The sequence below is a fragment of the Novosphingobium rosa NBRC 15208 genome (assembly GCF_001598555.1).
Taxonomy (GTDB): domain Bacteria; phylum Pseudomonadota; class Alphaproteobacteria; order Sphingomonadales; family Sphingomonadaceae; genus Novosphingobium; species Novosphingobium rosa.
In genome coordinates this window covers 61,540-85,901 of the sequence record NZ_BCZE01000015.1, presented here as the reverse complement: position 1 = coordinate 85,901, position 24,362 = coordinate 61,540, and the positions used below count along the sequence as shown (strand labels likewise).

The following is a 24,362-nucleotide window of genomic DNA, read 5'->3' as shown; positions in this document are numbered from 1 at the left end:
GAGTTGCAAAAACTCCATCATTGATGAGCCTATTGGTACAGCTTATCCATGAGCCATGCAATGAGCGGCACCAGCCGCCCGAGCGGGCAGCACCGCCTGCAGAGAGATGTCATGCCTTCCCCCCGGCATTCTTCAAGGACACGTTCCATGCCCCATTCCCCCCGTACCTGGCTCATCACTGGCTGCTCCACCGGCTTCGGACGAGCCCTGGCCGAAAAGCTGATCGCGCGCGGCGACACCGTGTTTGCAACCGCCCGCAAGCCGGAGCAATTGGATGATCTGGTCGCCGGCCACGCCAATGCCCATGCGCTGCAACTTGATGTCACCGTGCCGAAGGACATTGCCGCCGCCATCGCCGCGGTCGAGGCCTCAGGCGGGCTTGACGTGCTCGTCAACAACGCCGGCTATGGCTATCTGACCGCCTTCGAAGAAGGCGAGGACGAAGCCTATCGCGCCCAGTTCGAAACCAACCTGTTCGGCCTCATCGCCATCACCAGGGCCGCCCTGCCCGGCATGCGCCAGCGCGGCGCGGGCCACATCGTCAACATCGCCTCGGTGGGCGGGCTGATCGGCAACCCCGGCTCGGGCTATTACGCGGCGTCCAAATTCGGCGTGGTCGGCCTGTCCGAGGCGCTGGCGCAGGAAGTTGGCCCGCTCGGCATCAAGGTGACGGTGGTGGAGCCCGGCCCCTTCCGCACCGACTGGGGCGGGCGTTCGCTGCAATCCTCGGCAACGCGCATCGATGCCTATGCGGACACCGTCCACAAGCGTCTGGACATGATCGCGCAATACAGCGGCCATCAGCCGGGCGACCCGGTGCGCGCCGCCGATGCCATCATCACCGCCGTGGAGAGCGACAAGCCGCCGCTCAACCTCATTCTGGGCAAGTTCGGCCTGGATGCCGTGCGCCAGAAGATCGCCGCCCTTTCGGCCGAGATCGATGCCTGGGAGCAGGTGTCGCTGGGCGCCGACTATCCGCAGGGCGCGTGACGCCAGCATCCCGAAGATCAGCAAGCGAGGCCGTGATGACCACTCCTTCCCTGCGCCAACACCGGCGTCAGTTTCTTGGCACTTCCCTGCTGGCGGCCTCGGCGGCCGGGGTTGGCCTCCTGCCGCGCGAGGCGGCGGCGCAAACCATCCCTGCCCCGCCCGCTTCGCCCTCGCGCCCGATGGTGGTGGGCAGCCCCGAACTGATGGGCGTCTCGCTCGAGCGGGTCAATTACCCCAACATCGCAGCCAACACCGTGATCGCGGCCAATCTGTTCAAACCCGCCGGTTTCGACGCCGGCAAGCGCTATGCCGCCATCGTGGTGGGCCACCCCTTCGGCGGCGTGAAGGAACAGACCGCCGGGCTGCATGCGCTCAAACTGGCGCAGATGGGTTTCGTCACCCTGTCCTTCGATGCCTCGCATTATGGCGACAGCACGGGTGAGCCGCGCTACACCGAAGTGCCCGCCACCCGCGTGGGCGACTACAGCGCCGGGGTCGATTTCTTCACCCGCCAACCCTTTGTCGATCCAGCGCGCATCGGCATGCTGGGGGTCTGCGGCGGCGGCGGCTATGCGGTCAGCGCCGCAGCCATCGATCACCGTATCCGCGCCATCGCCACGGTCAGCATGTATGATATGGGCCGCGCCCGTCGGCAGGGGCTGGGCGACAGCATGAGCTATCAGCAGCGCATGACGCTGCTCGACGATATCGCCCATCAGCGCTCGCTCGAAGCGGCAGGCGGCGCGCGGCGCGACATCCGCGCCCTGCCCACCCAGCCCGCCACGGCTGCGACCCCCGCCATCGTGCGCGAGTTCCTCGACTATTACGACACGCCGCGCGGCAAGCACCCCAACTCCACGGGCTGGTATGCTTTCACCAGCCTGGCGCCGATGATGAACTTCTTTCCCTTCGTGCAGGCCGAAACGATCTCGCCACGCCCCCTGCTGATGGTGGTGGGCGAAAAGGCCGAATCCGCCTATTTCAGTCAGGACGCCTATCAGAAAGCCGCCGAGCCCAAGGAACTCTTCGTGGTGCCTGGCGCCACCCATGTCGATCTCTACGACAATCCCCGCTACACTCCGCAGTCGATCGGCAGGCTGAGCCGCTTCTTCCACCAGCATCTCGCCTGAATCACAAGGACAACGACCATGCCACCTCTTGTCCGCAATGTGCTCGCCGCCGCCGCGCTGATCTCAGGGTCCGACGCCATGGCCCAGACCACGCCCGCCGCCGCCCCCGCCCAGCCCTCACGCGCCCAGCAACTGATGGGCGACATCGCACCCAAGATGGCGCAGCTGACCGACGATGTGCTCTACGGCGACATATGGGAGCGCCCCGGCCTGTCCAAACGCGACCGCAGCCTCATTACCGTGGCCGCGCTGGTCGCCATGAACCGGCCCGATCAGTTGCGCTCCCACCTGATGCTGGCGCGGCAGAATGGCCTGAGCGAAGAAGAACTGGTCGAGGCGATCACCCAACTGGCCTTCTATACCGGTTGGCCCAACGCCGTGTCGGCCATTGCGGTGGCCAAGGATGTGTTTCGCCCGAAGGACGCCCCGTGAGCATCGGCCCGCTCCGAACCTTTCTCGCGCTGGCCGCCATCTCCGGGGTTACCATGACGCACACCGCCGCCTCCGCTCAGCCCGAAAGCCAGATTGCCATCACGCGATCAGGCTCCCAGCCGGCCACTTCGGCGTCGGCGGACCATTTCACGGGCTCCGCGCGCGTCGAGATGCGCTTTCAGGCGACGGCTCCGGCCCGGGTCAGCGGCAGTTATGTCACCTTCGAGCCCGGCGCCCATACCGATTGGCACAGCCACCCCCTGGGCCAGACGCTGATCGTCACGGCGGGGACGGGGCGGGTCCAGCAATGGGGGCACCCTGTCCAGACCATCGCGCGCGGCGACATCATCTGGATACCGCCGGGCGTGAAGCACTGGCATGGCGCCGCCGCCACAACGGGCATGACCCACATCGCCATTTCCGAGGCGCTGCACGGCAAGACCGTGGACTGGATGGAAAAGGTCTCCGACGAGCACGATAACACCCGGTGAAGAGGAGGATACCGGCAAGCCGCGAAAGACAGCTGCCGATGATGTAGCAGCCTTTCCCACCTCACAGCGCCTTCGCTGCAAGCCATGCTTTATGCATGCGGCATTGAAGCTCTCTTCCGGGCTGATATCGTCACGTCAGGGCATGTCAGGCCATTGCCCCCAGTGTCATGGCCAGATGCTCGACAATCGCCCGGACTTTTGCCGAGGGTCTGGGGCCCGCCGGGAAGATCGCATGGACATGCGCCGGGTCCAGCCGATAGGCCTCAAGCAACCGCACCAGCTGGCCGGAGCGCAACTCCTCTCCGGCCATGACATTGGTGGCCAGCGCGACCCCCAGCCCGGCCACCGCCGCCGCCAGAATGCCCGGCGCCGAGTTGATCCAGAGCTTGGCGGGCACATTGACCGATGTCACCGTCTGGTTGTGCGTAAAGCGCCAGCTTTCCGGACCGAAGACGCCGTGCTGGACGATGCAATGGTGCCGGGCCAGCTCGCCCGGATTGGCGGGCACGCCATGGGCGGCAAGATAGGAGGGGGCAGCAACCACAAGCCGCTCGACCTGGGCGAGTTTGCGCGCGCCGAAGGTCGAATCATCGAGCGTTCCCACGCCCAGGCGGATGGCGACATCGACGCCTTCCGTAATAAGGTTCTGGCGCATATCGCTCATGATCATCTCGACCCGCAGGTCCGGGTGGCGGGCCAGGAAGCTCGCCAGTGCGGGTATGACAGCCCGCGTGCCATACAGCACCGGCATGGCCAGCCGGATCACGCCATGCAGTGAGTCAATGCCCCGTGTCGCCTGCTCGGCCTCCTCCATCTCGGCGAGCAGATGTTTCGCGCGCTCCAGATAAAGGGCGCCCGCTTCGGTCAAGGAGATGCTGCGGGTCGTGCGCAGCAGCAGCGTGGTGCCCAGCCGCTCCTCCAGCGTGGCGATGATCCGCGAGACCGAGGGCTGAGACAGTTTCAATTCCCGCGCGGCGCGCGACAGGGCACCGCTTTCGGCGACGCGCACGAAAACCGCCATTTCCTGCCAGCGGTCACTCATTCGAAATACGGATATATGTTGTCCATATTCAAGGAATACACCAGAATTCATGAATGACCTAATCCCCCTTTCACGGCGATCATGCCGCGAGACGGAGAATGGTGATGAAGCTTCAGGACAAGCTCGACGCGCTGCGCGAGGATTTCGAAAACGGGCGCTTTCCGCTGGTGCCCACCCGCGATCAGCTCGACACGATGCAGAGCGCGACCCAGACGCTGATCGACAGCGGGCAGGCCGACCATGCCCTCAAGGCGGGCGATACCGCGCCCGCATTCACCCTGCAGGACGCCGATGGCCACAGCGTCCATTCGCGTGACCTGCTGGCCAGGGGGCCTTTGGTGGTGACCTTCTATCGCGGCGTCTGGTGCCCTTATTGCAACCATGATCTTCAGGCGCTGGAAGAGATCCGCGCGGAGATCGAGGCGCGCGGTGCCAGCCTTGTCGCCATCTCGCCCCAGACGGCGGCCAACAGCCGCAAGTCTCAGCGTGACAACAAGCTGGGCTTCCCGATCCTGAGCGACACGCATACGGCGGTCGGCGCCGACTTCGGCCTCCGCTTCGCCCTGCCCGCCGATCTGATCGAGGTCTACAGGCAGTTCGGCAACGATCTGCCCAAGATCAACGATGACCCCGCCTGGGTGCTGCCGATGCCCGCGCGCTATGTGATCGGCACGGATGGGCTGATCGCCTATGCCGAGGTCAATCCCGACTACACGCGCCGCCCCGATCCGTCCGAACTGCTGCCGGTGCTTGACCGTCTGCGCGCCGCTTCGCCGGCCTGAAACGCCCCCCAAGGATTAATCGGGCCGCGCCATATTTCCCTATCGACGGGGCGAGCGCGGCCCGCCCTCTTCAGGATTTCTTCCCATGTCCATCAAGATTTACGGCGATCCCGGTTCGGGCAGTTTGCGCCGCGTCACCACAGCAGCAGCGATCATGGGCATCACCATCGAGCGGGTGAACATCGATCTGTTCAAGGGCGAAAGCCATACGCCCGAGTTTTTGGCGCTCAACCCGCACGGCCTGACGCCGGTGATGGTCGATGAGGATGTCGTTCTCTACGAGGCCTCGGCGATCAACCTCTATCTCGCGGAAAAGGTCGGGAGCGATTTGCTCGGCGCGTCGGCGCATGAGCGGCATGAAGTGCTGCAATGGATGTTCTGGTCCGGTGAGCAGTGGCGTGTCTTTTCAACCCTCACCTTCAACGAGCGGATCGTGAAGCCCTTCATGGGCCAGACCGGGGATGCCAGCATCATCGATCTCGCCTTCGCCAACATTCGCGCGGCGGGCGCCGTGCTGGACCGCCATCTGGCGCAACGTCGCTTCATCGTCGGCGACCGGCTGACCCTCGCCGATATCGATATCGCCGCGCCCTTTTCCCAATCCGCCCGAACGAAGGTTCCCTTCGACGAATTCCCTCATCTGATGGCGTGGCAGCAGCGATTGCTGGACACCGTACCGGCGTGGGCCGAGACGAAGCGAGAACTCGACGGACGGATGGATGCGGCCATCGCCGCTGTCGGCCTCAAACTCTGAAGCGAGGTGCTGGGCGTCTGCAGGCGTCCAGTCTCAACCTGCAGAAGCCGCTCAAGCGCGTTCTTTAGCCTATCTGCCCTGGATATCGCGGCCCGGATGACGGCCCTCGCTGACAAAGCTGTCATTCACAGGGTGAAATATTCATGCACACCATCGACCATTGGGAGCGCTCTAATCCCGTTGTTGGGCCCGACCTGCCTTATCCGGATGAGCAAAATGGCCCATCCATAGGCCCAGCCTATGCACCCGGACAAATTCCGTATTTGATGTTGCGCCCGCGCTTGAACATAGATCGGCAAAATTACGATAGCGCTACCAGAACAGCGCTGCGGCAGGATCGGATGAGAGGGACACGGATGACAAGGCACTCCTGGCGTCACTATGCGTATCGCACGGCGATAATCGCTGTTGCTGTGGCTCTCCATTCGGCGCCGTCCCGGGCGCAGAACACTTCTGGCGCCAGCGCCATACGGGCGCGGGCCAACACAATGGCCGCCGACCTTGTGGCCAACATGACTCTTGATGAAAAGGTCGAGCAACTCGTCAACGCCGCCCCCGCCATCCCGCGCCTGAATGTGCCGGAATACAATTGGTGGACGGAATCGCTGCATGGCGCGCTGGGCACTGTGCCCACCACCAACTTTCCCGAACCGATCGGTCTTGCGGCATCGTTTGATGATGCGCTGGTCAAGGACGTGGCGGGGCACATCAGCATGGAATTGCGCGCGCTGCATACGCTGGCCCGCAAGACGGGGCGCATGGACCGGATCGGCACGGGGCTCGACAGCTGGTCGCCCAACATCAACATCTTCCGCGATCCGCGCTGGGGGCGCGGTCAGGAAACCTATGGCGAGGACCCCTTCCTCACCGCCCATATGGGCGTGGCCTTCATCAACGGGCTGCAAGGGAATAACCCCGACCTGCCCGACATCATCGCCACCCCCAAACATTTCGCCGTCCACAGCGGGCCGGAATCCACCCGGCACAGCGCCAATGTCTTCGTCTCGGCGCATGATCTGGAAGACACCTACCTCCCCGCTTTCCGCGCCGCCATCGTCGAAGGCCATGCCGGGTCGATCATGTGCGCCTACAACCGCATCGATGCGCAACCCGCCTGCGGCAGCGATCTGTTGCTCAAGGAACGGCTGCGCGGCGCCTGGAACTTCACGGGCTATGTGGTCTCCGATTGCGATGCGGTGAAAGACATCGCCGACACTCATAAATATGCGCCCGACGCCGCCACAGCCGCCGCCGTGGCCCTGCGGGCAGGCATGGACAATGAATGCAACACCGGCACGATCGTCAACCTGCCGGATCTGGGCGCGCGCTACCGCGATGCTCTGCAACGCGGGCTCATCAGCCAGCAGGACATCGACACCGCGCTGATCCGCCTGTTTTCGGCGCGCTATCGCGTGGGCGATCTGGCGGGCGTGCGCCCCATGCCCACCGTTCCGATGACGCAGGTCAACTCACCCTCGGCTCAGGCCCTGGCGCTCAAGGCTGCCGAGCGCAGCCTTGTCCTGCTGAAGAACGATGGCACGCTGCCGCTCAAGCCCGGCGTGAAACTGGCCGTGATCGGCCCGCTGGCCGATGGCACACGGGTGCTGCGCGGCAATTATTCCTCCAGCCTGTCGAACACGCCCGTATCGGTGGTACAGGGTCTGCGCGCGGCGTTTCCGCAGGCCGATGTCCGGCTGGTGCCCTTTGGCCAAAGCTTCACGGATGGCGACCGCATTCCCACCTCCGCCCTGCGCAGCCCGGACGGCAGGCCCGGACTGCTGGCGCGCTATTACAACGCCGCCAACGCCGAGCCCCAGCCCCCGGGGCCCGATGGCGTGCCCGAATTCGTCAAACCGCTGGCAGTGCTGCCCGATCCGGTCCTCTCGCGGATCGAGCCCGATGTCGCCGCGCGCAGTCTGGATCAGGCGGGCGTCAGCAATTACCACAAGGTGGTGTGGACCGGCTTTATCGTGCCGCCGGTCTCCGGCACCTATCGGCTGGGCCTCTCGGGCTTCAGCGGCTCAATGACGTTCGAGGGTAAGCCGCTGGTCGATCTGGGCGCGGAATCCTTTGGCGCCCTGCCCAATCTCAAGACCGTCGAACTGATTGCCGGGCACAAATACCCCATCGCGGTCACCGCCCAGTCGCTGAAGATGGGCGGCGCCGATCTGGTGTGGAAGCCTATCGTCGCGGATGCCGATGCCCAGCTCGACGCAGCTGCGGCGAGTGCCGATGTCATCGTGGCCGTGGTGGGCCTGACCTCCGACATGGAGGCCGAGGAAAGCCGCGCCGTGGTTCCCGGCTTCAAGGGCGGCGACAAGACCACGCTGGACCTGCCCGCCGACCAGATCGCCATGCTGGAACGCGCGCACAAGACCGGCAAGCCGCTGGTGGTGGTCGCGATGAACGGCAGCCCGATCAATCTGAGCTGGGCCAAGGACAAGGCCGCCGCCCTGGTGGAGGCATGGTATCCCGGCCAGTCGGGCGGCACGGCGGTCGCCGAAGTGCTGTCAGGCAAGGTCAATCCGTCCGGGCGCCTGCCGCTGACCTTCTATCGCGGGCTGGAAGACCTGCCGCCGTTCGACGATTACCGCATGGCAGGCCGCACCTACCGCTATTTCACCGGCAAGCCGGTCTATCCCTTCGGCTATGGCCTGAGCTACACGACATTCGCCTATCAAGGCCTGGTCGTCGCTCCGCCCGCGCAGGACGGCAGTGTGACCATTCGTGCACAGCTCCGCAATACGGGTCATCGGGCCGGGGCCGAGGTCGCGCAACTCTATCTGACCTTCCCCGACATCAAGGGCGCTCCGCGTCTGGCCCTGCGCGGCTTCAAGCGCCTTGAGTTGCAACCGGGGGAGAGCCGCGAGGTGTCCTTCACCCTTTCGCCGCGCGATCTGAGCGCCGTCTCACCCGATGGACAGCGCCAGATGTTTGCGGGCCATTATCGGGTCAGCGTCGGCTCGGGCCAGCCCGGCACCGGCGTGCCGGGAAGCAGCGCCGCGTTCGACATCGACAAAACTGTCGCCCTGCCCGAGTAAAAACAAGATCCCTCGGCCTGCGTCGAACACGGGCCGAGGGACCAACGGCCTGCGGATGAGGCCCTGCGATACCGGTCTTCCTCAACTGTCGGAATGGCGTCACCTCAACCCGAGCCATGAACAGCCGACAGCTTTGCCACAGAGAGTTTGGCAAGCTCACGTTCCGGTCACCACCCGCGACCGGTCAAGCCAGCATCATCCTCTGGATTGCGATCCTCTGGCCTCCCGCCGGGCCATCCCGGCAAGGTCTAATCCTTGTGGAAGGCCACAAGCTCAGTGTCGTGCGAGGAAGCCTTGCATCGTCAACCAGGCAATGAACTCATCCATGACCAGCGTCGTGGTTGTACCGGGCACGCCAAGGCCGAAACCATGGCTTCCCTTCTGATACCCATGGATCTCGACTGGCCGTTTGGCGGCCAGCCAGCCCTGTGCGATCGGGAAGCCCTGCGAAGGAAACAGCGGATCATCGAGCGCCAGCGCATCGAACATCGGCGGGGCATCGGCAGGCACGTCGACCCGGGCCTGCGGTCCATAGATATAGCCGAAGAAAGCCGGCTTCTCGTCAGGTTTTGCCGTCAGCACGGTCTGCAGGGCCGTCATGGCCCCGGCGGAAAAGCCGATCATCCCCACTCGGGCAGGATCGACGCCCCAGCGCGCAGCGTTGGCGCGCACCAGCTTGATCGCCTCGCGCCCATCGGTGCCGGCATCGGGATTGGTCAGGCTGGGCGGTTTGCCTGGATCGGTCAGTCCGGCCATCATTGTGCGCATCATGTAATTGCCGGCTTCACCTTCATCGCGAGGGGTAGGCAACAGACGATACTTCAGCACGAAAGCGGCGATCCCTCTGTCCGCCAACGCCCGTGCCACTCCCCAGCCTTCATGATCCATCGCCAGGAGCATGAAGGCGCCGCCGGGCGCTACCACCACAGCCGCGCCCGTTGCCTTGGCTGGATCCGGCAACACCGGGGTCAGCGTAGGGCGGGTGACGTTGCGCACCGTATAGTCCAGGCCGCCAGCCTTCGACCAGATTTCGCTGGTCGCGGTTCCCGGGGTCGCCTTGCCGTAAAGCGGTATCGCATCGGGCTCCGGCGGCGCCGTGGCAGGCACCATCGTGGGCATCCCCTGCTGCGCCTCACGCTGGGCCAGAGCGGGTGAAGTCCCCAACAGGGCCAGAGCGAGGGTATACCCGATTCGATGGGGCAAGGCTTTCGGCACATCTCTCTCCATTTTGAGGTTTTGTCACCGATACGCCACCGCAAGCCGGCAAAGTACAATCGTCATTTTTATGATCGGCATAGGCAGTGCTGATACGTCCAGGGCACGATCAATCTGCCGGCGGAAGGTCCGGTCGTTCAGACGCCACCAACCGCTGACGAACTTGCAATGCGGCGGTTCCTGCCACCGCCGCGATAGAAGCCTTCCTGTCATCTCCCGAAAAGCCTTCCGGCCCATCCGGTGCGGTTCGCTCATCCGTTCACGTCAAAGAGGCGCTTGGCGTCGGCGCCCATTCATCGTCCGGCATTCCGCCTCAACCCAGTTTCTCCTCGAAAAAGCGGGCGATGACATCGAAGACCTCATTCGCTTCCGGAATGCGGATGTCATAGAAAAAGGCATGACGGCCACCTTCCCATACCTGCAAGTCGCTGGGCCGGTGCAGCGCAACCAGCCGGCTGTGGAGATAAACAGCACCACTCATCCCGAAGTCCCGTGTTCCGGTGATGATCAGCGTGGGGGGATAATGGGCCAGAACCTCCTTGCTGACGATAGGAAAGGCATTGGGATCCTGCGGCGAAGCCCCGGCCATATAACCGAGCGGCGGCGTGGCCGCAGCTGCGCGCGGCACTTCGCCATCGCCCAGCAAATTGCCGATGTAACGGGAATCTCCGCCCAAGGTGGCATCTGCTCCGGCGCAGAAGATGCCCGCCGCGGCAGGCGCGGGCAGCCCGTGCGACTGGAACCATGCCAGCGACTGCGCTGTCAGCAGCCCTCCCGCCGAACAGCCGTAGAGGCCGATCTTTCGGGCAGGCGTGCGCTTCAGGATCTCGCGATAGACGCTGGCCACGTCTTGCGACGCTGCGGGAAAACGCGCTTCGGGAAATTCACGGTAATCGATGCTGATCACCTTGATGCCGGTGCGGGCCGCCACGGGGATCGATTCCACGCCGCCGCACTCATGGAAACAGCCCACAAAGCCGCCGCCATGCACATTGATCAGAACCTTGTCGCGCCCTGCCGCCACCTTGGGCCCGGAAGGCTCGTAGACCAGCACCGGTACGCCGGCGATCCGGTCGGCGCGGATGCGAACCTGCGGATAGGCCGCCTGCATCCGCGTGAGGCCCGGCCCGAACAAGGCGGCATCCAGCGCATCGATGGGCTGGCCTTTCAGTTTACGCTTGGTGAGGATATGCTCGACCCGTGACTCATTGCCCTCGCGGCTCATCAGCGGGCTGGAGGGTACGGTGATCGCCGGAACCGCGATGGCGCCTTCGGGCGACACATCGGTCTGCTGCGCCTGCGCCGGGACCGCCACGGCCAGAGCGCACAGCAAGCCTGCTTTCCATGTCGTCATCATCTCACTCCGCAAAATGAGGGCGTCCGGCGCCCCGGAAAGGACGATCGGCACACAGCACAAGGGCCGGCACGATCGCGGCGATATACATGTTGTCGATGCCCAGCGGATTGCCGAGCACATACCAGACCGTCGTGACCACCCCGCTGGCCACCAGCGCGGCCACCGCGCTGCGCGGCGAGCCGACGAAGGGCAGATAGACCCCCGCCACCGCGATGATCGCGATCGACAGGCGCAAGGCGCGGGTGAAGAAGGACAGCTCCAGAATATGCGGCGTGAAGAATACGCAGAGCAGCGGCACCAGCCCCACCACCAGCGCCACCTTGCGCGTGGCGGCCAGTTCCCCCTCCGGTCCGGGCTGACGCCAGGGCAGGTAGAAGTCGCGCATCACCAAAGCCGTGGTGGCCAATGCCACTGTGCTGACGCTGACCAGCGCGGACGCCACCAGCGAAACGGTGACCAGCGCGGCCAGAGGCGCCGACATGGCGGCAATGAACACCGGCAGGGCAAACAGGCTGTCCATCTGCGGATGCAGTGCCCGCGCCGCCACGCCGATGAAGGCCAGCGCCAGCCCCAAAGGCACACAGACTGCCCCTGCCATCAAGGCCGAGAGCCGGGCGCCGCCCTCGTCGCGGTTTGAGGCGATGGCCTGGACGATGTATTGGGTCGAAAAGATCGCCCCCAACGTGCCGATGATCCAGGCAAAGATGGTGTTGCCTCCCACCTGCCCCGTCATCGTGAAATAGCCGGGCGGCAGCGCATGGCGCACCGGCGCGACACCGCCGGTCAGATGCAAGGCAACAGCGACCAGCACGCCCACCCCCACCAGCTTGAGCAGGCTGTGCAGCACGGTGACATAAGCGATGCTCTTGAGACCGCCGAACACATAATAGACCAGGCTGAAGCCCGCCACGACGAATGTGGAGATCGTCATATTCAGGCCCAATGCCGAGGACAGAGCCGCTGAACCGCTCATGTAATTGCCGACATTCACCAGCAGCAGCGCATAAATCATGATGATGGAAACGGCGATCCGCGCCCCTTTCCCGAAACGCTGCTCGACCAGCCCCGAGATGGTGTGCTGCTGCGATGCATGGATCTGGCGGGCAAAGAACAGACCCAGCAGCACGAAGCCGATGGCTGCGGCCAGCACCGACCAGCCCGCCGCCATGCCCTTCTCAAACGCCTCCTGCGCCGTGCCGACGGTGGATTTGGCGCCGATGAACTCCGACATCAGCAGCACCGCCACCACCACAGCCGGCAGCGAGCGCCCGCCCACCATGAATTGCGCATTGGTCCGGCTGCGCAGCGCCAGCGCCAGCAGGCTGGTAAGCACAATATAGGCGATCACCGATCCCACGATCAGCAGATGTCGCGATGCATCCTGAGCCATCCATCACTCTCCCATCAGGCGGCGGGGCGGGCGCGTTGATCCGGGCCTCGCCCCTGCCCCCTATTCCGCCAGATCGCGCATCACGCGGATCAGGTCGCTCTTGCCCTCGAAGCCGATGCCCGGCAGCTCGGGCATGGTGATATGGCCATCAACCACCTTCACCGTATCGGGGAAACCGCCATAAGGCTGGAACAGGTCGGGATAGCTTTCATTGCCGCCCAGCCCCAGCCCCGCCGCGATGTTGAGCGACATCTGGTGCCCGCCATGGGGAATGCAACGCGAGGGCGACCAGCCCGCTTCGGCCAGCTTTTCAAGCGTGCGCATATATTCGACAAGGCCGTAGGACAGGGCGCAGTCGAACTGCAGCCAGTCGCGGTCGGGCCGCATCCCGCCATAGCGCAGCAGATTGGCGGCATCCTGATGGCTGAAGAGGTTCTCGCCCGTGGCCATCGGGCCGGGATAGAACTCGGCCAGCGCGGCCTGCAGGCGATAGTCGAGCGGATCGCCCGCTTCCTCATACCAGAACAGCGGATACTCACGCAGAGCGCGGGCGTAATCGATGGCGGTCTGTGTGTCGAAGCGGCCATTGGCGTCCACCGCCAGTTGCGCATCGCCGCCAATCTCCTTCAGCACGGATTCGATGCGGCGGCAGTCCACGGCAAGACTTTCCCCACCGATCTTCATCTTCACGACAGTGTAGCCGCGATCGATGTAGCCGCGCATTTCCTTGCGCAGCTGGTCATCATCCTTGCCCGGATAATAATAGCCGCCCGCCGCATAGACGAAGACGCGCGGATTGGCCTGCCGCCCCTTGCGCTCGGCCAGCAGCCGGAACAGCGGCTTGCCCGCGATCTTGGCCACCGCATCCCACACCGCCATGTCGATGGTGCCCACCGCCACCGAGCGTTCCCCATGACCGCCCGGCTTTTCATTGGTCATCAGCGTGGACCAGATGCGGTGCGGATCGAAATTCTCGCCCGTTTCATCGAGCAGGCTGGCGGGATCGGCCTCCTTCAACCGGTCGGCGAAACGCTCGCGGATCAGGCCGCCCTGACCGTAACGGCCATTGGAGTTGAAGCCATAGCCCACCACCCGGCGCCCGTCGCGCTCGATGTTGGTGACCACCGCGACAAGGCTGGCGGTCATCTTCGAGAAGTCGATATAGGCGTTACGGATGGGGGAGGAAATCGGCTTGGTGACCTCGACGATATCGAGGATGCGTGGATGTGACACGTTGGTTCTCTTTCATCTGAAGGAGGATCAGAAGACGGGGCGCAGGCTCACGCTCTGGCTCACCGTGGGTTCACAGGGATGCCCCGCCGCAGATCAGCAACTCCTGCCCGGTGATGGCGCCCGCCTGATCGGAAAGGAGGAAGGAGGCATAGGCCGCGATTTCCTCCGGCTCGATATAGCGCCCGATCGGCGGCACCACCGGCGCCACCGATGCCCGCGCGCCATCGCGCAGCATCGGGGTGGCGGTGGCCGCCGGGGCGATGATGTTGGCGGTGATCCCCTGCGGCGCCAACTCGCTGGCCCATGAGCGGATCAGCGCGACCATGGCGGCCTTGCTGGCGGCATACTGGCTTTTCCCGGCAGCCCCCGCGCTGGTGCGGCTGCCGATGGCAAGCAGGCGGCCCCCCCGCCCCATGGCCGGGCACAGGATCTGCGCCAGCTGGGTCAGGGCCTGGACATGGACCGCCCACATCATGGCGCCGTCCGTCAGATCGAGCCGGTCAAGCCGCCCCACCCGCATCAGCCCCGCCGCATGGACCAGAGCCCGGGCGCCCGCGAAAGCCTGAGCGGACCGGGCAAGCTGATCAGGATAGGCCAGATCGGCCTGCATATAATCAACCAGCCAAGGGACGTCGGGTCGCTCGCTACGGTCGATGCCGGCCACCTGCCAGCCATCCTCGGCGAGACGCCGGGCGATGGCTGCGCCAATGCCCGACGCGCAACCGGTCACAACCACCCGGCGGGGGGATGCAGCCTGCATCACTCAGGCCAGCGCGGACTGGACGATGCCGGCCCCCCGCACAGCGGCCTCGATGCGCTGCAATTCCTGCGCGCTGGGGGCCACCGTGGGCGGACGCACCGTGCCGCGCGGGATCAGACCCGCCGCCGCCATCGCCGCCTTCATGCAGGCATGGGCCTCGCCGGTGGGTTCGCCATCACCATAGACCGCTTCCTTGAGCGGATCGATCATCGCCTGCACCTGCATCGCGCGGGCCAGATCGCCTGCCTCCACAGCGTCGAGCAGATCGGCAATCAGGCCGGGAATGACAGAGGCGAAGCCAACCAGCGCGCCATCGATGCCCTGCACCATCGAGGCCAGCAGATATTCGTCATGGCAGGTGAGCAGCGCCTTGTCGGGCGCGACGGCGCGGATGGCTTTCAGGTCGCGGTCGTATTTGTTCATCTCCCGCGTGCCGATCTTGAAGGCCTGCACCGCGTCCATCTGCGCCAGCCTGGCCAGCAGCGCCGAGGAGAAGGAAGCCTTGGTCCAGGCCGGATAGACATGGACGATCAGCGGCAGGCCCGAACCCTCGCCGATGGCATGGAAATACTCCAGCACATGCTCCTCACGGAAGCCGAAGCGCAACCAGTGGTGCGGCGGCATGATGTCGAGCGCGGTGGCGCCGGACTCGCGCGCCAGCTGCGCCTGCTCGACCGCATCGAGAATGCCTTCGCAGACGATGGAGGAAATCACCGGGATCGCGCCATCGACCGCTTTGGCCACGATGCCGGTCACCTGCGCGCGTTCGCGCGGGGTCAGCGAAAAGACCTCGCCGGTGTGGCCATTGGTCATGATCGCCTTGATCCGCCGCTGCTGCGCCAGCCATTGCGCCAGACGGGTGAGCGCGCCCTCATCGATGCTGTGGTCGTCGTGGAAGGGGACGGCAATGGCGGGGATCAGGCCCTTCAGGTCAAGTGTGCTCACCGGGTAACTCTCCATGTTGAAGCTTGTGTTCAGCTGTTTCGTTTGGGAATGGCAGTGCCGCCCGCCGCACGGACGGCGGATGACAATTGGGCAGCGGCAGCGCAGGTGATCTCGCGCGCCTCCTCGACAAATGCCTCAAGGGTGTGGCCGAAAGCCGGGGCGGCCACGCTCATCGCGGCGATGGGCATGCCGTCGACATCGGTGATCGGCGCGGCCAGCACGCGCAGGCCGGTCACCGTTTCCTGATCGGAGACGGCATAGCCCTGGGCGCGCACCCTTTCGAGTTCGGCCATCACCGCATCGGCATCGATCAGCGTGTGAGCCGTGCGCCTTTCCAGCGGGTGTTCGGCCAGCCAGGCGCGCAGGCTGTCGAAGGGCAACCAGGCCAGCATCGCGCGGCCCAGCGCCGAGGTGTAGGCCGGAACGCGGTTGCCCACGCGCACATCCACGGCCAGCCGTTGCAGACCTGCCTGAATGCGCTCGATATAGACCGCCTCATCGCCATCGAGCACGCCCAGCGAGGCCGCCTCGATCGTGTTGCCCACCAACGAGCGCAGCAAAGGTCGCCCCAGCTGCCTGATGTCGGAACGGGCAATGGCGTTGAACCCCAGATCGAGGCATTTGAAGCCCAGACGAAAGCGGCGGCTGTCGTCCACCTTCTCGACATAGCCAAGCTGCACCAGCGTGTTGAGCATGCGGAACGCCGTGGCATTGTCCACGCCGGCACCGCGCGCCACATCGGCCAGCACCAGTTCGGGCTTTTCGGCACTGAAGCTCTGCAGCACCGCGAAGGCCTTGGCCACGGATTTCACGATGCTCTTGTCGTCACTCATGGTCTGCTCCCTGCCTGTCCCGCGCCCGGTGGCCCGGGCGGAAGAGAGCAGTGTAGGACGGGTTTGCGCGCGCGGCATCATTTGTGATGGCTCCCGAAAAAGGCGAAGATGCGTGGCAGGGCGATGTCGAAGCCCGAGGCATGGGTGCCGCCCGGAATCTCCAGATAATCGGCCTGAACGCCGCCCGCTTTCAGCGTGACGACGGCGGCGCGCACGCGCCCGGCCATGCCCAACTCGTCATGGTCGCCCACCACGGCCAGAATGGGGACTCTCGACAGGCCCGGCACATCGTCAGGCGTCACGCCGCCGAAAGCTGCGGGGGCAATCGCCGCCCAGCGTTCTGGATGATGGCCGCCAATCCACCATGTGCCGCCCCCACCCATGGAATTGCCGGTGAGGTAGGTGCGCGAGGGATCGGCGTTGTATTCGCGGGCGACCAGATCGGCCACCTGCAGCACGTCCTCTCCGCTGCGCCGCAGCCGGGCGGGATCGGCCCCCAGCAGGGAGCCCATATGTTGCGAGCCATAGGCGCTGTTGATGCGATAGCCCAGCGGCGCCACCACGATCACGCCCTGCGCCTCGGCCAGCTTCTGCATCTGCCCATCGGCGCGGCCCAGCATGTTGCGCTCGTCCAGATTGGCGCCGTGCAGCGCGACGACCAGCGGCCAGCGGCGATCCGGCGTCCAGCCTGAGGGGACATAAAGCTGATAGGGCACCAGTTCGCCGGTTTCGGGGAAGCGATAGGCGCGGTCCTGCAAGCCGCGGGCATGTTCGACCGGATCGCGCCCCTGCTCCAGCGCCGTGGCGATCTCCTGCGAGCGGCGGATCGCCGCGGGGAAATCATAGGCGATCACCTCGCGCTTGCCCTCGTTCATGGCGCGGGCCAGCGCGAAGGGATAGGCGGCAGTTTGCCTAGCCGCGTCATGGCCTGAAATCCTGTCCAGCCTGGCCTGCAAAGCCGCCTGACGCCCTGCCAGATCGCTGACCAGATAGAGCGCGCTGGCAATCTCGCCGCTGGCGCCCGAGGGTGTGGTGACCGTGGCCAGCACAATGTAGAAACCATCCGCCACGCCGCCGAGATCGGGGGTGACCGCCGCGCCCTTGCCCTGTTCCAGCCTGCCCGCAGCAATGCGCCGCAGCACCGCCCCGCGTTTCGGCGTGGCCGATGAGGTCGGCTGCGCGGCCAGCAGATCGAGCGTGTAGCTGGCCCCGGCGGAGTCGGGCACGGGATAGGCCAGTTCGAAACGCAGGCCGGTGCCCGCCCCGGTGGCGACCGGATGGTCAGGGCGCAGGGACAGGCTGCCCAGCAAGGCTTCATCGGCGCTCCACGGCTTGCCCAGCAGCAGGCTGGCGGCCTGCCACAGGGTGCGGCGCGCCTCCTCTGGGGCTTGCGGCGCGGCCTGAGCGATCAACGCATCGACGCTGGCTTTCGTCTCGCCCTTGTCCGCCGGGCCGCCGCGCAAGCTGGCCACCGTCTGCTCCAGCACCTGCCGGGTGGGGCGGAAGGCCAGCCGCCACAGGGCGGCAGTGCGGGCCTGCGCCGCCTTGTCGGCGGTCTCATAGTCCGACAGCACGGCCTGCGCATGGGTGACGGGGATCGCCAGAGCAAGCGTCGCAACGGCGGCGGACAGCGCCAGCCGCGTCAGGTGCCGCGCGCTCACAGCCCGAACCTCACGCCCATTTTGTAGGTCCGGCCTACGTAATCATAAGGGTTGCCGCCAAGGTTGATCGCGGCGATCGCATAAGCGGGCGGGATGGTGTTGAAGAGGTTGGAGATGTTGGCGAAGATCTGCGCCTTCGATCCGGCCAGCTTGAAATCATAGGCCAGATTGAGGTTGAACAGCGCCTGCCCGGCAAAGATGTTCTGGCTGATGCTGTTGGAGGCCGCCGGATTGTACCCCGCCTGCCCCGGCCCGACATAGAGCGGCGAATAGCCGATCGAGGAAAAGGCGCGCATCTGCAGGCCCACCGTCACCGGCTCCAGACGATAGGTGAGATAGGTGGAGATCACCCATTTGGGAGCAGCCGTCTGATAGCCGGCATAATCGATCGTCGTGCCCGTGGGCCCGGCGACATCGGTGGAGTTGTAATGCAGCAGCCGCGAGGCATAGACCGTGGCATCCACCGATCCGGGCAGACCGAAGCGTGAGAGGCCGGTGCGATACCCCAGTTCGAAGTCAAGCCCGCTGGTGTCGAGCAGCGACTGGTTGAAGGGCTTGACCACCACATTGGCGATGCCGAAAGCCGAATTGTCGAACTGGATCGCCGAACAGTAAAGCGTGTTGCCCGCATAGCATCGCGTCAGGCTGTCCGACGGGCTGACCGAAGCGATGACGTCCTTCACCTTGATCCGATAGTAATCGACCGAAGCGTGCAGCCCGGCAACGCGCCCATGCCCCTCGAAGGTGCCGCCGAAAGACAGCGTGTCGGCCTTTTCCGGTTTCAGCGCGGGATTGCCCAGAGCCTGCTGCGGCAGGCGCGCCGACTGTCCGGTAAAGGGGTTGTAGAACGATCCCGTGGTCGAAATGCCGCCCACCGAAAACAGGTCCGAGAGCGAAGGCGCGCGAATATCGCGGGATCGCACGATGCGCAGCCGCAGACTCTGGAACGGTTCCCAGGTGCCGCCCACCTTCCAGGTCGTCACCGCGCCGCTGGTGCGATAGTCGGTGCGGCGCGCGGCGGCATTGATGCCCAGCGAGCGGATCGCCGTCACATCGCGCAGCAGCGGCAGATCGACCTCGACATAGGCTTCCTTCACCTGGTTGCTGCCGCCGAAGGACTGGTTGTTGCCCGAGGAATAGAGCCCCTGCTGCTGCGCGGCATCGGCCCATTGGCTCAACCGGTCCCAGCGCATTTCGCCGCCCAGCGCGAAGGCCGCCTTGCCGCCCGGCAGATCGAACAGGCTGCCCGAAAGATTGGCCGAGACGCTGTGCTGGATCATCGTATCCTTGGTGATCTCGATGCCCGACACATAGTTGATCGCCTGCTGCGACATATTGCCCACGCCGAACGGGTTGAGGGGCACGCAGCCCGCCTGCACATTGGCAAGCTGAATGGTGTTGGTCAGGCGGCTTGCGGCGAAATTGGGGTTGGTGGCCAGCGAACCGCAAACGATGTTGCCGCTGCCATCGCGCACCGCATATTCGGCGGCGGCCAGATTGGCCTCCTTGGTGCCGTTGACGCGGGAGTCGATGGTGGATTTGCCAAAATTATAGGTCACATCCCATTTGAGAGAGCCCAAGACCTTGCCCTTCAGGCCGGTCGAAATGCGGAACGTGTCGTAGGTGTTGTTGGCCGAGGTGCCCAGCCAGTCCGAATCCACCCGCCCCATCGTGAAGGAGGCGATGTTGTTGCTGGCCATCTGCGCCGCCAGCGCGCTGGGCAGATAGGGGTTGCTCGCCAGGATCGTCAGCGTCGGCGTCTGGTGATATTGCGAGAAGGTGGTGACGTTGCTCTTGGCGTAATTGACCAGCACGAAGCCGGACAGACTATCGCTTACTTCGTAATTGGCGCGGATCAGGCCCGTGCCCTGGATCATCGGCTGTTTGAGGTTCCATTGGCTGATCGGTCCTGCCCCCCGGTTGCTGGAGGAATTGACCATCAGATTGCCGTAGACCGGTCCGCGCGCCAGCAGGTAGGTTGAACCATCCGGATTGAAGGCCCTCTGGTTCAGCAATGTCGAGCTTGCCCCGCCCGTGGTGGTGGCGCTGTTGATCACCCCGCCGAAGGTCTGCGCGGCATATTCCACGCCATTGGCCCAGCCATTGGCTGGCGTGCCCGAGGCGCGGGTGGCGCCGAAGGCGATGGGCGTGCCCGAATTGCCTGCCTCCACCGCACTCCAGTCGCGCGAATAGATCGTGCCCACGCCATCGTTCTTGTTGAAATCGGCGCCCATGATGACAGACAGACGATCATCGGCCGCGGTGAAGCCATAGGCCAGGCTGGCGCCGATTTCCTGATTGTCGGCATGATCCGACAGGCCGCCATAGATCGAGCCCTGAAGATGGGTGATCCTGTCGGCCAGCACGAAGTTGGAGACACCCGCCACCGCATCCGAGCCATAGGCCGCCGAGGCGCCCCCCGTCACAACCTCCACCCGCTTGATCAGGCTGACGGGAATGATGCTGGTGGAGGTGGTGCCTTGCGGATTGGTGGGCACCACGCGTTCGCCATCGATCAGCGTCAAGGTGCGCTGGGCGCCCAGACCGCGCAGATTGGCCAGGCTCTGCCCGGTGGAAATCGACCCGGCATTGCGCTGCACCTGATTGGGGCCCGAAGAGGGGCGGAAGGCAGGCAACTGGTTCATCACATCGTCCACCGCCGAGGGCGCCGTCTGCGCGATCTTGGTGGCGTCCAGCACGGTGAGCGGCGTGGGCGAGCGTGTGCCCAGGTTCTGGATGCGGGAACCGGTGACGATGATGTCGGCGGCGCCCGGCTGCGCGGGAACCGGATGTTGCTCCTGGCCAGCCGGAGGCTTTGCCTTAGCAGGATCGCCGGACACTGGCGCTGCAGTTTGCGCGGCCAGAGAGCCCGACAGGCCCAGCGAAACGAACACCCCCATGGTGGATAAAAGGAATGAACTCCTTATCATCTCCGGTTGCCCTCTCCATTATTGTTCGGATAGCGAACTTTAGTTTTCTTATTCTTTTGTCGTAGCCGCGCAAAAAACGAACACAAGAGGGGGCTCGTGCTTTTTGGGAAAAAATCTTCTACTCAATTGATATCGATATTCTTTTTTCGTCTTGAATGTGAATTCGAACCCCTGAGGGCTGCGGCATGGCACAAGGCTGCGCCGACTCAGCAGATCGAAAACAGCGGCAGAGCCATTCCCATCATCGAAGCGTAACGCGCGCTTCGGCCGTCTGGATCGGGTGGTGGCAGCCCGCTGGCATCCCCCTGCCCCAATCGCTGACTGAGCTGACACTCGAGACCCAGTCCAAGATCTCCAGAACCAGCCCGCCGTTCATCGAAGTTGAGCGCTTCCAGCTGGAACGTAGAGAGACGTAATTCTCGCATCGCATGATCGCCATTTCGTCCGCAATGTTCGGAAAAGCGGCCTGTTTATCATCTCCCGGCTCGCGGATAGCCCGATGGCCTCTCGCTCAAGCGATGACGGAGATCCATCATGCCAACCCTTTTCGATCCCCTCACCCTTGGCGCGCTGCCGCTCGGCAACCGCGTCATCATGGCGGCGCTGACCCGCATCTCCTGGCCAATGTCGGCAAGCTGGCCGCGCTGAGCCCCGATACGGTCAAAGGCTATCTGACGGCCTCGGGCGCGGGCGGCAAGACCGGGCATCTGGACGAGAAGACCCGCCAGCTGATCTCGCTGGCGGTGGCGGTGACCACGCGCTGCGATGGCTGCATCTCGATCCACACCAACGAGGCGGCCAAGGCCGGGGCCACACGCGAAGAGGTGGCCGAGGCGCTCGGCGTGGCGGTGGCGATGAATGCGGGCGCGGCGCTGGTCTATTCGACCCGCACGCTCGAAGCCTTCGACGCCGCGCCGGGCGTGTGACACGTGAAAGACCGGGCGCGGCGGTGGCGCCGCGCCCGGTCCTGCTCATCCGGAGGGAGCGCAAGGGCAAGCGCCGCTCATCCCCTTGTTCCTTGGCCCCTGATTGAAGCCGCATTAGCAATCGCTGACAAAGGCGCCTTTCAAAGGCCGGGATCGCGCAATCGAAAACCGCCCTTGATCAAGGTCAGGCACGCGCATCGCTTGCGCCAGTTCCATCGGAAAATTCCGATGCATATTGCCCTGGCGTGAATGCATCGCTAAAAGCCGATGCATGACGAATGACGACGCCCTTCTGGCCCTGGCAGCACTGGCCCACCCAACACGGCTGGATGCGTTCCGCCGCCTTGTGCAGCATGAGCCCTCGGGCCTTTCCACCGGCCAACTGGTGGAAGCCTCCGGGCTGACCCAGAGCACCTTTTCGACTCATCTTGCTGTCCTCGCAAAGGCCGGTCTTGTCAGCTCGGAGAAGCGCGGCCGCTCAATGATCCAGCGGGCCAACATCGATGCGCTCAGGGCCCTTATGCTCTTTCTGGCGAAGGACTGCTGCCAGGGCCGCCCGGAGCTTTGCGAACCGCTGTTGGCCGATCTCACCTGCTGCTGATGGAGCCCTCCATGCCCAACGACATCATCATCTACCACAACCCTAAGTGCGGAACCTCGCGCAACGCGCTGGCCATGATCCGCAATGCCGGGATCGAACCGCATGTGGTGGAATACCTCAAGACCCCGCCCGCTCGCCCCCTGCTGCAGAGCCTGCTGGAGCGCGCCGGGATGCAAGCCCGTGACCTGCTGCGGCAGAAGGGTACGCCCTATGCGGAGCTGGGGCTGGACAATCCCGATCTGACCGAGGCCGACCTTCTCGACGCCATGATGGCCCACCCCATCCTCATCAACCGCCCGCTGGTGGTCTCGCCGCTGGGCGTGAAGCTGTGCCGTCCCTCCGAGGCCGTGCTGAACCTGCTGCCAGCCGCGCAGCGCGGCGCCTTCGCCAAGGAGGACGGCGAGCAGGTGGTGGACGCCACCGGCCAGCGCATCGCCCCTGTGTGATGCGACGGGCGCTGTGGGCCGAGGCCATCGGGTGCTTCCTGCTGTTCGCCACGGTGATCGGCTCCGGCATCATGGCGCAGAAGCTGGCCGGGGGTAATGTGGCCATCGCCCTGCTGGGCAACACGCTCGCCACCGGGGCCATGCTGTTCGTGCTGGTGACGATGCTGGGGCCGGTGTCGGGCGCCCACCTCAACCCGGCGGTCAGCCTCGTGTTCTGCCTGCGCGGCGACATCTCGGCGAGCCGGGCGCTGGGCTATGGGGTTGCGCAGCTCGCCGGGGGCATCCTGGGCGTGTGGGCGGCGCATGTGATGTTCGATCTGCCCGTCTGGCAGCTTGCGACCAGACTGCGCAGCGGCCCCGGCCAGTGGATGGGCGAGGCCATCGCCACCTTCGGCCTGCTGCTCACCATCCTCTGCACCATCAGGGCGCGCCCCAAAGGGGTGCCGGCCAGCGTGGCGCTCTACATCACCGCCGCCTACTGGTTCACCTCCTCCACCAGCTTCGCCAACCCGGCCATCACCATCGCCCGCGCGCTGAGCGACAGCTTCGCCGGGATCGCCCCTGCCAGCGTGCCGGGCTTTATCGCGGCCCAACTCGTGGGGGCCCTGGCCGCCCACCTGTGCGCCGACACGCTGCATTCCGCCAAGGACATCGCATGAACCGCCTGCGCCCGCTGCCCGATCCCGACCATCTGCCCGCCCTGAGGCCGGAGTACGCCCATAAGCGGCCCGCGCTCGGGCTTGGCGCGATGGACCCGCCGCCCCGCATCCTCCTGCTCTACGGCAGCTTGCGTGAGCGTTCCTATTCCCGCCTCGTGGTGGAGGAAGCCGCACGGCTGCTGCGCTGGTTCGGCTGCGAGACGCGCATCTTCGATCCCTCCGACCTGCCCCTGCCCGATCAGGTGTCCGGGGACGATCACCCGGCAGTGGCCGAACTGCGGGACCTGTCGCTGTGGTCCGAGGGCCAGATCTGGTGCAGCCCGGAACGGCACGGCCAGATCACCGGGGTGATGAAAGCCCAGATCGATCATCTGCCCCTAGCCATGAAGGGCATGCGCCCCACGCAGGGCCGCACGCTGGCCGTAATGCAGGTCAGCGCCGGGTCGCAATCGTTCAACTCGATCAACACGCTGCGGGTGCTGGGCCGGTGGATGCGGATGTTCACCATCCCCAACCAGTCGAGCGTCGCCAAGGCCTACGAGGAGTTTGACGAGGCCGGGCGGATGAAGCCCTCGGCCTATTACGATCGCATCGTGGATGTGGTGGAGGAGCTGGTGCGCTTCACCGTCCTGCTGCGCCCGCATGTCGATCAACTGGCGGATCGCTACTCGGAAAGGGTCGAAAAGGATTGCCTTGTTGCAACCCATGTCGAGAAAGCGGATCTGGCGAGAGGATGACAGGTCT

At 65.0% G+C, this 24,362-nt stretch carries 22 protein-coding genes; 12 read left to right on the top strand and 10 right to left on the bottom strand.

The features are described from left to right. The first annotated feature begins 147 nt into the window (after window positions 1-147). From SR3_RS06730 to SR3_RS06715, 4 genes are read left to right on the top strand one after another with little or no spacing between them, the layout of a single operon-like run. Window positions 148-990, top strand: coding sequence for an oxidoreductase (locus tag SR3_RS06730; protein WP_068082655.1), 843 nt, complete (start codon window positions 148-150; stop codon window positions 988-990). 35 nt (window positions 991-1,025) lie between these two features. Then, window positions 1,026-2,120, top strand: a complete 1,095-nt coding sequence (locus tag SR3_RS06725; RefSeq protein WP_068082652.1) for an alpha/beta hydrolase — start codon at window positions 1,026-1,028, stop codon at window positions 2,118-2,120. A gap of 18 nt (window positions 2,121-2,138) precedes the next feature. Continuing rightward, window positions 2,139-2,552 (top strand): carboxymuconolactone decarboxylase family protein, encoded by a 414-nt coding sequence (locus SR3_RS06720; RefSeq protein WP_084455071.1) that lies wholly within the window; start codon window positions 2,139-2,141, stop codon window positions 2,550-2,552. After that, a complete protein-coding gene (locus tag SR3_RS06715; protein WP_307559480.1) occupies window positions 2,549-3,043 on the top strand; it encodes a (R)-mandelonitrile lyase in 495 nt (164 codons plus the stop codon). The genes SR3_RS06720 and SR3_RS06715 overlap by 4 nt, the downstream gene beginning before the upstream one ends. A 145-nt stretch (window positions 3,044-3,188) precedes the next feature. On the opposite strand, the gene SR3_RS06710 is transcribed toward SR3_RS06715, so the two are convergent. Further along, entirely contained in the window at window positions 3,189-4,085 is an 897-nt protein-coding gene (locus SR3_RS06710) for a LysR family transcriptional regulator (RefSeq protein WP_068082648.1), read from the bottom strand. A 104-nt stretch (window positions 4,086-4,189) separates the two neighbouring features. Here SR3_RS06710 and SR3_RS06705 point away from each other — a divergent pair, with 104 nt between their 5' ends. The 3 genes from SR3_RS06705 (at window position 4,190) to SR3_RS06695 (ending at window position 8,662) form a co-directional block, all read left to right on the top strand. Further along, entirely contained in the window at window positions 4,190-4,867 is a 678-nt protein-coding gene (locus tag SR3_RS06705; protein ID WP_068082729.1) for a peroxiredoxin-like family protein, read from the top strand. Between the two features lie 85 nt (window positions 4,868-4,952). Next, the gene (locus SR3_RS06700; RefSeq protein ID WP_068082646.1) at window positions 4,953-5,621 is read left to right on the top strand and encodes a glutathione S-transferase family protein; all 669 of its coding nucleotides are present in this window, start codon (window positions 4,953-4,955) and stop codon (window positions 5,619-5,621) included. Between the two features lie 356 nt (window positions 5,622-5,977). Then, window positions 5,978-8,662 carry a glycoside hydrolase family 3 C-terminal domain-containing protein gene (locus SR3_RS06695; RefSeq protein WP_068082643.1) on the top strand — a complete coding sequence of 895 codons (2,685 nt, stop codon included), beginning with the start codon at window positions 5,978-5,980 and terminating at the stop codon, window positions 8,660-8,662. Window positions 8,663-8,935: 273 nt separating this feature from the next. Here the strand turns inward: SR3_RS06695 and SR3_RS06690 are convergent, their stop codons facing one another. The 9 genes from SR3_RS06690 to SR3_RS06650 all read right to left on the bottom strand — a co-directional run bounded on the left by SR3_RS06690 (window position 8,936) and on the right by SR3_RS06650 (window position 20,986). Continuing rightward, window positions 8,936-9,781, bottom strand: a complete 846-nt coding sequence (locus SR3_RS06690; RefSeq protein ID WP_407668151.1) for an alpha/beta hydrolase — start codon at window positions 9,779-9,781, stop codon at window positions 8,936-8,938. A gap of 409 nt (window positions 9,782-10,190) precedes the next feature. Next, window positions 10,191-11,231 (bottom strand): alpha/beta hydrolase, encoded by a 1,041-nt coding sequence (locus SR3_RS06685; protein ID WP_169805568.1) that lies wholly within the window; start codon window positions 11,229-11,231, stop codon window positions 10,191-10,193. Window positions 11,232-11,235: 4 nt separating this feature from the next. Continuing rightward, the gene (locus SR3_RS06680) at window positions 11,236-12,624 is read right to left on the bottom strand and encodes a sodium:solute symporter family protein (RefSeq protein ID WP_068082634.1); all 1,389 of its coding nucleotides are present in this window, start codon (window positions 12,622-12,624) and stop codon (window positions 11,236-11,238) included. A 60-nt stretch (window positions 12,625-12,684) separates the two neighbouring features. After that, on the bottom strand, window positions 12,685-13,857 hold the full coding sequence (locus SR3_RS06675) for a mandelate racemase/muconate lactonizing enzyme family protein (RefSeq protein ID WP_068082631.1): 1,173 nt from the start codon (window positions 13,855-13,857) through the stop codon (window positions 12,685-12,687). 70 nt (window positions 13,858-13,927) lie between these two features. Beyond that, the gene (locus tag SR3_RS06670; RefSeq protein WP_068082628.1) at window positions 13,928-14,617 is read right to left on the bottom strand and encodes an SDR family NAD(P)-dependent oxidoreductase; all 690 of its coding nucleotides are present in this window, start codon (window positions 14,615-14,617) and stop codon (window positions 13,928-13,930) included. Between the two features lie 3 nt (window positions 14,618-14,620). Beyond that, a complete protein-coding gene (locus SR3_RS06665; RefSeq protein ID WP_068082627.1) occupies window positions 14,621-15,562 on the bottom strand; it encodes a dihydrodipicolinate synthase family protein in 942 nt (313 codons plus the stop codon). Window positions 15,563-15,591: 29 nt separating this feature from the next. Next, window positions 15,592-16,395, bottom strand: coding sequence for an IclR family transcriptional regulator (locus SR3_RS06660; protein WP_068082626.1), 804 nt, complete (start codon window positions 16,393-16,395; stop codon window positions 15,592-15,594). A gap of 77 nt (window positions 16,396-16,472) precedes the next feature. Beyond that, on the bottom strand, window positions 16,473-18,056 hold the full coding sequence (locus SR3_RS06655; RefSeq protein ID WP_068082623.1) for a carboxylesterase family protein: 1,584 nt from the start codon (window positions 18,054-18,056) through the stop codon (window positions 16,473-16,475). After that, on the bottom strand, window positions 18,053-20,986 hold the full coding sequence (locus SR3_RS06650) for a TonB-dependent receptor domain-containing protein (protein ID WP_084455064.1): 2,934 nt from the start codon (window positions 20,984-20,986) through the stop codon (window positions 18,053-18,055). Before SR3_RS06650 ends, SR3_RS06655 begins: the two co-directional genes overlap by 4 nt. A 518-nt stretch (window positions 20,987-21,504) precedes the next feature. Here SR3_RS06650 and SR3_RS06640 point away from each other — a divergent pair. The 5 genes from SR3_RS06640 (at window position 21,505) to arsH (ending at window position 24,355) form a co-directional block, all read left to right on the top strand. Next, a complete protein-coding gene (locus tag SR3_RS06640; protein WP_084455062.1) occupies window positions 21,505-21,912 on the top strand; it encodes a carboxymuconolactone decarboxylase family protein in 408 nt (135 codons plus the stop codon). A gap of 271 nt (window positions 21,913-22,183) precedes the next feature. Continuing rightward, window positions 22,184-22,513 carry an ArsR/SmtB family transcription factor gene (locus SR3_RS06635; RefSeq protein ID WP_068082614.1) on the top strand — a complete coding sequence of 110 codons (330 nt, stop codon included), beginning with the start codon at window positions 22,184-22,186 and terminating at the stop codon, window positions 22,511-22,513. Between the two features lie 11 nt (window positions 22,514-22,524). Continuing rightward, window positions 22,525-22,959, top strand: coding sequence for an arsenate reductase (glutaredoxin) (arsC, locus tag SR3_RS06630; RefSeq protein WP_068082612.1), 435 nt, complete (start codon window positions 22,525-22,527; stop codon window positions 22,957-22,959). Further along, a complete protein-coding gene (locus tag SR3_RS06625) occupies window positions 22,956-23,618 on the top strand; it encodes an aquaporin (RefSeq protein WP_068082609.1) in 663 nt (220 codons plus the stop codon). The genes arsC and SR3_RS06625 overlap by 4 nt, the downstream gene beginning before the upstream one ends. Further along, window positions 23,615-24,355 carry an arsenical resistance protein ArsH gene (arsH, locus tag SR3_RS06620; protein ID WP_068082606.1) on the top strand — a complete coding sequence of 247 codons (741 nt, stop codon included), beginning with the start codon at window positions 23,615-23,617 and terminating at the stop codon, window positions 24,353-24,355. The genes SR3_RS06625 and arsH overlap by 4 nt, the downstream gene beginning before the upstream one ends. The last annotated feature ends 7 nt before the right edge of the window (window positions 24,356-24,362 follow it).

Excerpts from the sequence above, each read along its gene's own strand:
- SR3_RS06730 (WP_068082655.1), top strand. The coding sequence starts at position 148 with ATGCCCCATTCCCCCCGTACCTGGCTCATCACTGGCTGCTCCACCGGC.
- SR3_RS06725 (WP_068082652.1), top strand. The coding sequence starts at position 1,026 with ATGACCACTCCTTCCCTGCGCCAACACCGGCGTCAGTTTCTTGGCACT.
- SR3_RS06720 (WP_084455071.1), top strand. The coding sequence starts at position 2,139 with ATGCCACCTCTTGTCCGCAATGTGCTCGCCGCCGCCGCGCTGATCTCA.
- SR3_RS06710 (WP_068082648.1), bottom strand. The coding sequence starts at position 4,085 with ATGAGTGACCGCTGGCAGGAAATGGCGGTTTTCGTGCGCGTCGCCGAA.
- SR3_RS06705 (WP_068082729.1), top strand. The coding sequence starts at position 4,190 with ATGAAGCTTCAGGACAAGCTCGACGCGCTGCGCGAGGATTTCGAAAAC.
- SR3_RS06700 (WP_068082646.1), top strand. The coding sequence starts at position 4,953 with ATGTCCATCAAGATTTACGGCGATCCCGGTTCGGGCAGTTTGCGCCGC.
- SR3_RS06695 (WP_068082643.1), top strand. The coding sequence starts at position 5,978 with ATGACAAGGCACTCCTGGCGTCACTATGCGTATCGCACGGCGATAATC.
- SR3_RS06690 (WP_407668151.1), bottom strand. The coding sequence starts at position 9,781 with ATGCCCACGATGGTGCCTGCCACGGCGCCGCCGGAGCCCGATGCGATA.
- SR3_RS06685 (WP_169805568.1), bottom strand. The coding sequence starts at position 11,231 with ATGACGACATGGAAAGCAGGCTTGCTGTGCGCTCTGGCCGTGGCGGTC.
- SR3_RS06680 (WP_068082634.1), bottom strand. The coding sequence starts at position 12,624 with ATGGCTCAGGATGCATCGCGACATCTGCTGATCGTGGGATCGGTGATC.
- SR3_RS06670 (WP_068082628.1), bottom strand. The coding sequence starts at position 14,617 with ATGCAGGCTGCATCCCCCCGCCGGGTGGTTGTGACCGGTTGCGCGTCG.
- SR3_RS06660 (WP_068082626.1), bottom strand. The coding sequence starts at position 16,395 with ATGAGTGACGACAAGAGCATCGTGAAATCCGTGGCCAAGGCCTTCGCG.
- SR3_RS06650 (WP_084455064.1), bottom strand. The coding sequence starts at position 20,986 with ATGATAAGGAGTTCATTCCTTTTATCCACCATGGGGGTGTTCGTTTCG.
- SR3_RS06640 (WP_084455062.1), top strand. The coding sequence starts at position 21,505 with ATGACGGAGATCCATCATGCCAACCCTTTTCGATCCCCTCACCCTTGG.
- SR3_RS06635 (WP_068082614.1), top strand. The coding sequence starts at position 22,184 with ATGACGAATGACGACGCCCTTCTGGCCCTGGCAGCACTGGCCCACCCA.
- arsC (WP_068082612.1), top strand. The coding sequence starts at position 22,525 with ATGCCCAACGACATCATCATCTACCACAACCCTAAGTGCGGAACCTCG.
- arsH (WP_068082606.1), top strand. The coding sequence starts at position 23,615 with ATGAACCGCCTGCGCCCGCTGCCCGATCCCGACCATCTGCCCGCCCTG.